Annotated in this window: 10 protein-coding genes; 2 read left to right on the forward strand and 8 right to left on the reverse strand. The window is 72.0% G+C overall.

Annotated elements, in window-relative coordinates; translation table 11 throughout:
* Positions 1 to 2: 2 nt before the first annotated feature.
* Complete coding sequence (locus tag JOD65_RS02470; protein WP_191193910.1) at positions 3 to 1,577, forward strand: bifunctional phosphatase PAP2/diacylglycerol kinase family protein; 1,575 nt, start codon at positions 3 to 5, stop codon at positions 1,575 to 1,577.
* A 121-nt stretch (positions 1,578 to 1,698) separates the two neighbouring features.
* Here the strand turns inward: JOD65_RS02470 and JOD65_RS02475 are convergent, their stop codons facing one another.
* The 8 genes from JOD65_RS02475 to JOD65_RS02510 all read right to left on the reverse strand — a co-directional run bounded on the left by JOD65_RS02475 (position 1,699) and on the right by JOD65_RS02510 (position 10,765).
* The gene (locus JOD65_RS02475) at positions 1,699 to 2,373 is read right to left on the reverse strand and encodes a response regulator (protein ID WP_191193909.1); all 675 of its coding nucleotides are present in this window, start codon (positions 2,371 to 2,373) and stop codon (positions 1,699 to 1,701) included.
* Complete coding sequence (locus JOD65_RS02480; RefSeq protein ID WP_191193908.1) at positions 2,373 to 4,877, reverse strand: DUF4118 domain-containing protein; 2,505 nt, start codon at positions 4,875 to 4,877, stop codon at positions 2,373 to 2,375. The genes JOD65_RS02475 and JOD65_RS02480 overlap by 1 nt, the downstream gene beginning before the upstream one ends.
* 4 nt (positions 4,878 to 4,881) lie before the next feature.
* The gene (gene kdpC, locus JOD65_RS02485) at positions 4,882 to 5,481 is read right to left on the reverse strand and encodes a potassium-transporting ATPase subunit KdpC (RefSeq protein WP_191193907.1); all 600 of its coding nucleotides are present in this window, start codon (positions 5,479 to 5,481) and stop codon (positions 4,882 to 4,884) included.
* A gap of 13 nt (positions 5,482 to 5,494) precedes the next feature.
* Complete coding sequence (gene kdpB, locus JOD65_RS02490) at positions 5,495 to 7,504, reverse strand: potassium-transporting ATPase subunit KdpB (RefSeq protein WP_191193906.1); 2,010 nt, start codon at positions 7,502 to 7,504, stop codon at positions 5,495 to 5,497.
* Entirely contained in the window at positions 7,501 to 9,159 is a 1,659-nt protein-coding gene (gene kdpA / locus JOD65_RS02495) for a potassium-transporting ATPase subunit KdpA (RefSeq protein WP_191193905.1), read from the reverse strand. Before kdpA ends, kdpB begins: the two co-directional genes overlap by 4 nt.
* Positions 9,156 to 9,248 carry a potassium-transporting ATPase subunit F gene (locus JOD65_RS02500; protein ID WP_191193904.1) on the reverse strand — a complete coding sequence of 31 codons (93 nt, stop codon included), beginning with the start codon at positions 9,246 to 9,248 and terminating at the stop codon, positions 9,156 to 9,158. The genes kdpA and JOD65_RS02500 overlap by 4 nt, the downstream gene beginning before the upstream one ends.
* Before the next feature lie 87 nt (positions 9,249 to 9,335).
* Positions 9,336 to 10,316: a DUF389 domain-containing protein gene (locus JOD65_RS02505; RefSeq protein WP_191193903.1), complete on the reverse strand. Its 981-nt coding sequence runs from the start codon at positions 10,314 to 10,316 to the stop codon at positions 9,336 to 9,338.
* A 56-nt stretch (positions 10,317 to 10,372) separates the two neighbouring features.
* Entirely contained in the window at positions 10,373 to 10,765 is a 393-nt protein-coding gene (locus tag JOD65_RS02510; protein WP_191193902.1) for a DUF4446 family protein, read from the reverse strand.
* 69 nt (positions 10,766 to 10,834) lie between these two features.
* Here JOD65_RS02510 and JOD65_RS02515 point away from each other — a divergent pair, with 69 nt between their 5' ends.
* Complete coding sequence (locus tag JOD65_RS02515; protein WP_191193901.1) at positions 10,835 to 11,671, forward strand: prephenate dehydratase; 837 nt, start codon at positions 10,835 to 10,837, stop codon at positions 11,669 to 11,671.
* Positions 11,672 to 11,677 lie beyond the last annotated feature (6 nt).

Here is an 11,677-nt window from a genome sequence, read left to right on the forward strand (position 1 = left end):
AGGTGACTCCCGCCTCCCGCAACCGCGCCCTCGGCGGGGCAGCCATCTCGGCGGCCCTCTTCGCGGTGCTCGCCTTCTTCGTGACCCGCGACCGGGCGCCTCTCGACGCCTTCGACACGGAGGGCCGGCAGCTGGAGGACTGGGCGGACGACCACGCCGTGCTGGTCGACGTCCTGCGGTTCGTGGAGGCCGCCTTCGGGACGATCGGGATGACCGTCCTCACCATCGCCCTGGCGGGCGTCCTGCTCCTGCGCCGGCACCGCTGGGCGGCCCTGCTGGTGGTCGTCGTGATGTCGGTGACCTCGATCGCGACGACGGTACTCAAGCGCTTCCTCGGTCGCGACCGGCCGGACTGGCAGGACACCCTCGGCCTGCACGCCAACTTCAGCTTCCCGTCGGGCCACGCGTCGTCGACGGCGGCCTTCGCCGCGCTCCTCGTCATGCTGCTCGTCCTGTTCGTACGTCGCACCAGCCTGCGCCGCCTCGGCATCGCGGCCGTCGTCGCGTGGTGGCTGCTGGTCTGCGTGGACCGGGTGCTCCTGGGCCGGCACTTCCCCACCGACGTGATCGCCGGCTCACTGCTGGGCCTGGCGGTGTTCTTCCTCGCCCTCGCCTTCATCGACCCGCGCCCACGATCGATCGCGGCCAAGACGGAGCCGCTCCCGGAGGTGTACGCCTCGGAGAAGCGGCTCGCCGTCATCCTCAACCCGATCAAGGTCGAGGACGTCGGCCAGTTCCGCTCGCTCGTCGCCTCGATGGCCATGGAGTCCGGCTGGTCCGAGCCGACGTGGCAGTACACGACCGTGGAGGACCCCGGCACCGGCATGGCCGAGCGCGCCGCCGTCGCCGGGGCCGACCTGGTCATGGTCTGCGGTGGTGACGGCACCGTGCGCGAGGTGTGCGCCGAGCTCGCCGGCACCGGCATCCCGGTGGGCATCATCCCGGCGGGCACCGGCAACCTCCTGGCCCGCAACCTCGGGATCCCGCTCTACATCCGCTCGGCGATCGACATCGCCCTCAACGGCCAGGACCGCGCCATCGACATGGTCGAGGTCGGTGGCGACGGCATCGAGGACACCCACTTCATGGTGATGGCTGGCATGGGGTTCGACGCCGCGATCATGGAGGGCGTCAACGAGGACATCAAGAAGAAGATCGGCTGGGTCGCCTACGTCATCTCGGGGCTGAAGTCGCTGATGTTCCCCGCGGTCCGGGTCGAGATCCAGATCGACGACGACGAGCCCACCATCCACCGGGCCCGCACCGTCCTGGTCGGCAACGTCGGCTTCCTCCAGGCCGGCATGCCGCTGCTGCCGGACGCGACCATCGACGACGGCGTCCTCGACGTGGTGATCCTGCACCCGCGCAAGTTCCTGTCGTGGATCCCGCTCGCGGTGCGCGTGCTGGCCAAGAGCCAGACCGTCGATGAGCTCATCGACCGGCGCACCGGGTCGCGAGTCCGGATCAAGGCCGCCACCGACACTCCCCGCCAGCTCGACGGCGACTCCATCGGCGAGGGCCGCGAGCTGCGGATGGAGTGCATCCACGGGCGGCTGCTGGTCCGCGTCCCGCGCTGAGGGAGCCTTCCCCCGGCGCCGGCAGGCCCGCTGTAACGCCGGGTTACTGCTGCTACCCACGGTGGAGCACCACATGGGGTACCCCCACCAACCCGGCGTTACAGCGGATGGGAAGCGCGGCTCAGGGGGCGAACCGGTAGCCCATCCCCGGCTCGGTCACGAACAGCACCGGCCGACCCGGGTCGGCCTCGAGCTTGCGCCGGATGCTGGCCATGTGCACCCGGAGGTAGTTCGTCTGGGTGTCGTACGCCGGTCCCCACACGGCGGTGAGCAGCTCGGCCTGGCGGACCAGCCGGCCCCGCCGCCGGACGAGCACCTCGACGATCCGCCACTCGGTCGGGGTCAGGTGGATCTCCTCGCCGCCGCGGGTCGCACGCGAGTCGGTCACGTCGAGCCGGAGGTCACCGACCTCGACGACCAGGTCCGGCTCCTCACGGCCGGCCCGGCGCGAGGTGGCGCGGATCCTCGCAAGCAGCTCCTCGATCGAGAACGGCTTGGTGATGAAGTCGTCCGCACCGAGGTCGAGCGCCTCGACCTTGTCGTCGGACTCGGTGCGGGCCGAGACCACGATCACCGGGACCTGGGTGAAGGACCGCAGCTGCGTGAGCACCGCGACCCCGTCGAGGTCGGGCAGCCCCAGGTCGAGCAGGACCAGGTCGGGCATCCGCTCGTCGACGACCTGCAACGCCGACCGGCCGTCGCCCGCCGTCTCGACCTCGTAGTCGCGGGCCCGGAGGTTGATCGAGAGCGTGCGCCGCATCGCGGGGTCGTCGTCGACGACCAGGACGAACGTCATCAGGCCCCCTTGCCCCGCTGCAGCTCGAGCACGAACGTGAGCCCACCGCCGGGGGTGTCCTCGGTGGCGATCGTCCCACTCATCGCCTCGGTCAGCCCGTGCGCCACGGCCAGCCCGAGCCCGACGCCGTCCTGCTGCGGCACGTCGCCGAACCGCTGGAACGGGGCGAACAGCCGGTCCCGGTCCTGGTCGGCCACGCCGGGCCCGGAGTCCGCGATGCGTACGACGACCCCGTCGCCGTCCGCGGCCGCGTCGATGCGCACGCGGGCGTCGACGGGCGTGTACTTCAGGGCGTTCTCGCAGATGTTGGCCAGCACCCGGTCGAGCAGCCCGGCATCGGCGCGCACCAGCAGCTCGGGGTCGACGTCGACCTCGATCCGCTCGCCGCCGGGCAGCGGCGCGATGCTCGTGCGGACGGCGTCGGCCAGGCCGACGTCGCGCAGCACCACGCGCACCGAGCCGGTGCTGATCCGGCTCATGTCGAGCAGGTTGGTGACCAGCGCGATGAGCCGGTCGGTCGACTCCTCGATGGTGGCGAGCAGCTCGTCCTCGTCCTCGGGCGACCAGGTCACGTCCGTGCTGCGCAGGCTGTCGACGGAGACCTTCACCGCCGCGAGCGGGTTGCGCAGGTCGTGGGAGACCGCCGCCAGCAGGGCGGTCCGGGTGCGGTCGAGCTCGGTCAGCCGCAGCCGCTCGAGCTCGGCCACGGTGGCGAGGCGGCGCTCCTCCATGACCTTGGCGTAGGCGGCGTACGCGTTGAGCAGGCCGCGCTGCGTGGCCGGCAGGGTCGCGCCGACCAGGACCAGCGTGCTGTGCTCGTCGATCGCTGCGGACATGTCGGCCTCCTCGACCGACGCGGGCGGGGCGCCGCAGCTCGCCACCACGACCTCCTCCGCCGCCTCGCGCCGGAGCACGGCCGCGCCGTCCGCCCGGAAGAGCCGGCAGGCCGAGGAGAGGAGGCCGTCGAGGTCGTCGCCGGAGGTGAGCAGGCTGTGCGCCAACACCGTCAGCGCGTCTGCCTCGGCGCGCGCGGCCCGCGCCTCGGCCGTGCGGCGGGCCGCGTTGTCGACGACCGACGCGACGGCGATGCCCACGGCCACGAAGATCGCGATGGTGACGACGTTCTCCGGCTCGGCGACCGTGAGCGTGTAGAGCGGCGGGGTGAAGAGGTAGTTGAGCAGGAGCGCGCTCGCCAGGGCGGACAGGACGGCCGGCGCGAGCCCACCCACGAGCGCGGTCGCGACGACGACCATCATCAGGGACATCGCCTCGATGGGCAGGCCGTGCAGGTCCTGCGTCGCGTAGAGCAGCAGGCTCACCACCGTCGGCGCCACGAGGCCGACCACGAAGCCCGCGAGCCGACGTCGCGGGCCGAGGTCGTGGGTGGCGGGCCGACCGCTCGCCGACCGCCCGCGCGCGTGCTCGTGCGAGACGATGTGGACGTCGATGTCGCCCGAACCGGCGACCACCCGCTCCCCCACCCCCGGCCGCAGCACGGACGAGACACGGCCGCGGCGGCTCGCGCCGATGACGACCTGGCTGGCGTTCTCGGCACGCGCGAAGGCGAGGATCGCGTCGGCCGGGTCGTCGCCGACGACCGTGTGGAAGGTGCCGCCGAGCTCCTCGGCCTTGGCCGCCATCGTCGCCAGGCCGTCGGGTGAGGTGCCGCGCAGCCCGTCCTGCCGGGTGACGTACAACGCCTGCCACTCGCCGCCGGACCGCCGGCTCGCGATCCGCGCGGCCCGCCTCATCAGGGTCGCCGACTCCGGGCCACCGCTGACGGGCACGACGACCCGCTCGCGCGTCGCCCAGGTCGCCTCGATGTCGTGCTGCGCCCGGTAGCGCTCGAGCCCCTCGTCGACCCGGTCGGCCAGCCAGAGCAGCGCGAGCTCGCGCAGCGCGGTGAGGTTGCCCTCACGGAAGTAGCGCGAGAGTGCCGCGTCGATCTTGTCGGCGGCGTAGACGTTGCCGTGCGCCATCCGCCGCCGCAGGGCCTGCGGGCTCATGTCGACCAGCTCGATCTGGTCGGCGGAACGGACGACGTGGTCGGGCACGGTCTCCCGCTGGCGGACCCCGGTGATCGCCTCGGTCACGTCGTTGAGCGACTCGAGGTGCTGGATGTTGACCGTGGTGACGACCTCGATGCCCGCGTCGCGCAGCGCCTCGACGTCCTGCCACCGCTTCGCGTGCGTGCTGCCCGGCACGTTGGTGTGCGCGAGCTCGTCGACCAGCACCACCTCGGGCCTGCGCGCCAGGACCGCCTCGAGATCCATCTCCTCGTGGCTCGCCCCGCCGTGCCCGAGGAGCCGTCGCGGCACCACCTCGAGCCCGTCGACGGCCCGTTCGGTCCTCGCGCGGCCGTGCGTCTCGACGTACCCCACGACGAGGTCGGTGCCGCGCTCGAGACGACGGTGCCCCTCGTCGAGCATGGCGAACGTCTTGCCGACGCCCGGCGCCGCGCCCAGGTAGACGCGCAGCCGTCCGCGATCCGTGGGCAGGGGCATGGCGTCAGTCTCCACCCGGGCCCGAGGCGGCGGTCCTGACCGCGAGGTTCAGCTCGAGGACGTCGACGCCCGGCTCGCCGAGGAAGCCGAGGCTGCGGCCGTCGGTGTGCTCCGCGACCAGCCGCTCGACCGCCCCGGCTGAGAGGCCGTTGGCCGCCGCGACGCGGGCCACCTGCAGCTCGGCGTAGGCCGGTGAGATGTGCGGGTCGAGCCCGGACCCGGAGCCGGTGAGCGCGTCGGGAGGTACGTCGGCGGGGTCGACGCCCTCGCGCGCCGCGACCTCGGCCCGCCGGTCGGCGATGGCCGCCAGGAGGTCGGGGCTGCTAGGCCCGAGGTTGCTGGGGGCCGAGGCCAGGGTGTCGTAGCCGTTGGGAGAGGGCCGGGAGTGGAACCACTGGTCGCCGTCGAAGTCCTGGCCGATCAGCCGGGACCCGACGACGCTGCCGTCGAGCCGCACGGGCTGCCCGTCGGCGCGGTCGCCGAAGGACTGACCGGCCGCCCACACGGCGGCCGGGTAGCCGACGCCGAGCAGGACGGTCATCACGAGCAGGAGCCGGAGCCCGGCGAGGGACTGGCGGTAGAGGTCGGCGAGCAGGTGGGTCATGTCGGTCCCCTTTCTAGGAGCTCAGCCCCGGGACGGTCGAGACGAGCAGGTCGATGAGCTTGATGCCGGCGAACGGCACGACGATGCCGCCGAGGCCGAAGACGAGGATGTTGCGGCGCAGCACCGACGTCGCCGACGCAGCGCGGAAACGCACGCCGCGCAGGGCCAGCGGGATGAGGGCCACGATCACCAGGGCGTTGAAGACGACCGCCGACAGGATCGCGGACTGCGGAGAGGCCAGCCCCATCACGTTGAGCCGGTCCAGCGAGGGGTAGGCCGCGACGAACATCGCCGGGATGATCGCGAAGTACTTCGCCACGTCGTTGGCGATGGAGAAGGTCGTCAGGGCGCCGCGGGTGATGAGCAGCTGCTTGCCGATCTCGACGATGTCGATGAGCTTCGTCGGGTCGGAGTCGAGGTCGACCATGTTTCCGGCCTCCTTGGCGGCGGCGGTGCCGCTGTTCATCGCGACGCCGACGTCGGCAGCGGCCAGTGCCGGCGCGTCGTTGGTGCCGTCGCCGGTCATCGCGACGAGCCGGCCGCCCTCCTGCTCGCGCCGGATGTAGGCCATCTTGTCCTCGGGCGTGGCCTCGGCGAGGAAGTCGTCGACCCCTGCCTCCGCGGCGATGGCCTGGGCGGTGAGGGCGTTGTCGCCGGTGATCATCACCGTGCGGATGCCCATCGACCTCAGCTCGGCGAACCGCTCGGCCATGCCCTCCTTGACGACGTCCTTGAGGTGGACGACGCCGAGCACGCTGCCGCAGCCCCCGGCGTCCTTGCGGCCGATGACGAGCGGCGTACCTCCGTCGCGGGCGATCGCGTCGACGGTCTCGCGCACCTCCCGCGGTTGCTCGACGCCGAGCCAGACGCCGATCGCGGAGCCCGCGCCCTTGCGGATCCGGGTGCCGTCGGCGAGGTCGACGCCCGACATCCGGGTCTGGGCGGTGAACTCCACGAAGGTCGCCTCGCTCGGGAGGAGGCGGTCGTCGGCCCCCTGCGTGAGGGCCAGCTCGACGATCGACCTTCCTTCGGGGGTCTGGTCGGCGAGGCTGGAGAGCCGGGCCGCGTCGCGCAGCTCCTCGTCGCCGACCCCGGGCGCCGCGACGAACCGGCTGGCCTGCCGGTTGCCGTACGTGATGGTGCCGGTCTTGTCGAGCAGGAGCGTGCTGACGTCGCCGGCCGCCTCGACTGCGCGGCCCGACATGGCGAGCACGTTCACCCGGACCAGCCGGTCCATCCCGGCGATGCCGATGGCCGACAGCAGGGCGCCGATCGTGGTGGGGATCAGGCAGACGAGCAGGGCGACCAGGACGACGAGGTCCTGCGGCGCGCCGGCGTACGTCGCCATCGGGGCGAGGGTCGCGACGGCGGCGAGGAAGACCAGGGTGAGGCTGGCGAGCAGGATCGACAGGGCGATCTCGTTGGGGGTCTTGCGCCGCGAGGTGCCCTCGACGAGCCCGATCATCTTGTCGAGGAACGTGTCACCCGCCGCGGCGGTGATGCGTACGACGATGCGGTCGGACAGCACACGGGTGCCACCGGTGACCGCGCTGCGGTCGCCACCGGCCTCGCGGATCACCGGCGCGGACTCGCCCGTGATCGCCGACTCGTCGACCGAGGCGATGCCCTCGACCACGTCACCGTCGCCGGGGACCACCTCGCCGGCCTCGATCACGACACGGTCACCGACCTTCAGCTGGGTTGCCGCGACCCGGGTCTCGGTGCCGTCGTCGGCGAGCAGGCGGGCGACGGTGTCGGTGCGGGTGGCCCGCAACGAGGCGGCCTGGGCCTTGCCGCGGCCCTCGGCGACGGCCTCGGCGAGGTTGCCGAAGAGCACCGTCAGCCACAGCCAGACGGCGATCGAGGCGGTGAAGACGCTCGGGTCGGCGACCGCGGCCACCGTCGTCGCGACCGAGCCGAGGAGCACCAGGAACATCACCGGCGAGCGCCACAGGTGACGTGGGTCGAGCTTGCGGACGGCCTCGGGCAGCTGGTGCCCGGCCTGGAGGAAAAGCGTGCTCATGCAAGTGCCTCTGCGATCGGTCCGAGGGCGAGCGCCGGGAAGTAGGTGAGGCCGGTCATCACCACGATGACGCCGACGAGCATCCCGACGAAGAGGGGTGTGTGGGTGGGCAGCGTGCCCGCGGTGACGGGCACCGTGCCCTGCCGGGCCAGCGACCCGGCGAGCAGCAGGACGAGCACGATGGGCAGCAGGCGGCCGAGCAGCATCGCCAGGGCGAGGGTGACCTGGAAGAAGTCCGAGGTCACCGTGATGCCGCCGAAGGCGCTGCCGTTGTTGTTGGCCGCCGAGGTGTAGGCGTAGAGCACCTCGCTGAAGCCGTGGCCGCCCGCGTTGCCCATCGCGTCGGCGGCCTCGCCGCGGCCGATGGCGGCGCCGGTGCCGACGAGGACGAGGGCCGGCGTGGTCAGCGTGTAGAGGGCGACGTAGGTCATCTGCCGCGCGCTGATCTTCTTCCCCAGCAGCTCGGGCGTGCGGCCGACCATGAGGCCGGCGACGAACACGGCCAGGATCGCCATCACCAGGATCCCGTAGATGCCCGCGCCGACGCCGCCCGGCACGATCTCGCCGAGCATCATGTTGACCAGCACCGCGCCGCCGCCGGCCGGGGTCAGCGAGTCGTGGGACGCGTTGACCGCACCCGTCGACGTGCCCGTCGTGGCCACCGCGAAGAGGGCCGAGGCCCACTCGCCGAAGCGGGTCTCCTTGCCCTCCATCGCAGCGCCGGCCGCCTGCGCGGCCGCCGAGTGGGCGCCGACCTCGGCCCAGGTCGTGACGGCCAGCGCCACCGACCAGAGCACGCCCATCACGCTGAGGACCGCCACGCCCTGCCGGCGGTTGCCGAGCATCGTGCCGAGGGTGCGTGTCAGTGCGACCGGGAGCAGGAGGATGAGGAAGACCTCGAAGAAGTTGGTGAGCCCGGTCGGGTTCTCGAAGGGGTGGGCGGAGTTGGCGTTGAAGAAGCCGCCGCCGTTGTTGCCGAGCTCCTTGATCGCCTCCTGGCTGGCCACCGGGCCGCCGGTGAGCACCTGCGGGTGACCCGCGAGCGTGGTCATCGTGGAGTCGGCGAAGCTCTGCACCACCCCGCCGGCGACCAGCAGGACCGCCGCGACGAACGACAGCGGCAGCAGGACCCGGATCGTTCCCCGGGTCAGGTCGACCCAGAAGTTGCCCAGCGTCGCGCTGCGCGAGCGGACGAACCCCCTGATCAGGGCCACGGCGACGGCCATCCCGACCGCCGCGGACAGGAAGTTCTGCACGGCGAGGCCGGCCATCTGGGTGGTGAAGCCGAGCGTCGACTCGCCCGCGTAGGACTGCCAGTTGGTGTTCGTGACGAACGAGACGGCCGCGTTGAACGACATCCAGAACGGCACACCCGGCAACCCCCGGTCCATCGGCAGCGCGGCCTGGCCGAGCTGGACGGCCATCAGTGCCACGACTCCCACGAGGCTGAAACCGACCACGCTGGTGGCGTAGGACCGCGCGCCCTGCTCTGCGTCGGGGTCGACACCGGTGAGTCGGTAGACGGCGCGCTCGACGCGGAGGTGGTGGGTGCTGGTCCACACGCGCGCCATGAAGTCGCCCAGCGGGACGTAGGCCGCGGCGAGGAGCGCGACCAGGGCCGCGATGGTCAGGAGGTCGGAGGCGGTGTCGCTCACTCGAAGCGCTCCGGGAAGATCAGGGCCGCGAGGACGTAGAGCGCGATGAGGACCACCGCGACCACGAGCAGGCTGCTGGAGAGGGACATGCCTCCAACCTCAGCCTGCGCCGGGCTCCCGTGGCCGGTCTTGACGCCGTCTTAGCGGTCCTTGATGCCCACTTGTCGTGCCCGGGCCTACTCGGCGACGGGAGGGCGCGCCGACTTGCGCAGTCGTCGTGCGAGATGCGCGCGGCGCGCCGACGCGCGCGCCCAGACCGTCTGCTGGAAGGCGAGGGTCGCCCAGCCGGCGACGGCCATGCCGGACAGGTTGAGCACGAGCTGCAGGGTGCTGCCCCATATCTCGTGCGCGACCCCGAAGGCGAGCCCGAGTGCGATGTTGCCGGCGGCGGGCACGGTGGTGACGGAGACGAAGACGCCCGAGAGGCCTCCGACCTTGGCGGAGGTGAGGGACAGGACACCCGCTGCTCCGGCAATGACGGCGACGATGAAGGACCACTTGTCGGGGGTGTAGATGAAGGCGGTGCCGGGCCGCGGGCCGGTGACGTCGTCCTCCACCACCCAGCCGAGAGCACGTGTGGCCAGCGCCGCCAGCGCGGTGAGGAGGATCCCGACCAGGAACCCGACAGCCAGCGTCCGGGTCGCTCGAGCCATGAGGTACCCCCTGCGTCGCACCAGCGCGAGGCCCAGTGCGGCGACGGCGATGAACTCGGGCCCGAGGATCATCGCTCCGATGACGAGGATCTGGGAGTCGAGCACGATGGCGATGCTGGCCAGCGACGTGGCGAGGGTCATGAACGAGAGATAGGTCCAGTTGAGCTCGGACTCCTCGTAGGCGCGTTGGGTGACGTCCGCCCAGACCACGGCGTCGGCGCTGCTTCCCGGCGTGCGGCGCTCGGCGTCGAGTCCCGAGCTGGACAGCCACGTGCCCACCGGTTCGATGTGCACGCTCCCGGTGTGCTGCACGCCGAGGTCCCGCAGCCCGTCGATCAGCTCGTTGGCACCCTCGCGGGCCACATCGGCCAGGACCAGGTCGCCGGGGGGCTGGATCGAGGCGTGCGGGACGAGGGCCACTCCGCTGACCGCCGGGGACTGCTCGAGCATCTCGACGACGCGACTGGTGAGGTCGGACGGGGTCGTCATCCGTAGGTGCAGCATGGTCCCAGTCTGAGCCTCCTCGGGCACCGAGGCAGCGAGGATCGGGCGGCGCGCCCTCAGGGGCGGGCGTGCTCGATGGCCTCGTCCTCCTCGGGCGAGAGCTGCTGCTCGCACGACCAGGAGGAGATGGACTTGGCGTAGGTGCGGGCCTCGCTCCGACCGTGGATCGACGTCAGGACGACCCCGTGACCCGCGTCGTCGAGCACGGCCAGGCTCCAGCTGAGGTGCCCCCCGACGTCGCCGAACGCGTCGTAGCGCACGACCGAGAGGTGCCGCAGCGAGTCGGCGCTCTCCGCCTTGAGGGCCGCGACCTCCTGCCGCAGGCCGTGCACGTCCTCCGGGAGCGCGTCGACCCCCTCGCCGCCGGTGCGTGTCGTCGTACGACGGAGGGCGAGCGCGGCGAGCGCGCAGGCGACGGCAGCGAGGACGATGGCGACCACAGCGAGCATGCGCTGACCCTATGTTCGGGGGGCGGTCACGGCCCGTCGGACACGGCCGGAGGTGACACACTCGCCGACGTGACCCGACGCATCGCCTACCAGGGAGAGCCCGGAGCCAACTCCCACCTGGTGTGCCAGCAGGCCTACCCAGACTGGGAGCCGCTGCCGTGCGCGTCGTTCGAGGATGCCTTCGCGGCCGTCGAGAGCGGCGAGGCCGACCTGGCGATGATCCCGATCGACAACTCGATCGCCGGGCGGGTGGCCGACATCCACCACTTCCTGCCGACGTCCGACCTGCACATCGTGGGCGAGCGGTTCCTGCGCATCCAGTTCTCCCTGATGGCGCTGCCGGAGGCGAGCATCGAGTCGCTGCGCACCGTGCACAGCCACGTCCACGCCCTCGGCCAGTGCCGCGGCGTGATCCGCGAGCTCGGCCTGACGCCCGTCGTGGCGGGCGACACCGCGGGGGCCGCCCGCGAGGTCGCGGAGTCCGGCGACCCGACGCAGGCGGCGATCGCCCCGCCGCTGGCCGCCGAGATCTACGGCCTGCAGGTGCTGCGCGAGGAGATCGAGGACGAGGACCACAACACCACCCGCTTCGTGGTGCTGTCCCGCGACTTCGAGCAGGCTCCCGCGGGCAACGGCCCCGTCGTGACGACGTTCATCTTCAACGTGCGCAACCTCCCCGCCGCGCTCTACAAGGCGCTCGGCGGCTTCGCGACCAACGGCGTCAACATGACCAAGCTGGAGAGCTACATGGTCGGCGGGCACTTCACCGCCACCCAGTTCCTCGCCGAGGTCGACGGCCACCCCGACGACCCCGCCGTGCGCAACGCGCTGGAGGAGCTGGCGTTCTTCACCACCGAGGTGAAGGTCCTCGGCGTCTACCCCGCCGACCCCTTCCGGGCCGACTGAGCGGCT

It is taken from the genome of Nocardioides cavernae (assembly GCF_016907475.1).
Classification (GTDB): Bacteria; Actinomycetota; Actinomycetes; order Propionibacteriales; family Nocardioidaceae; genus Nocardioides; species Nocardioides cavernae.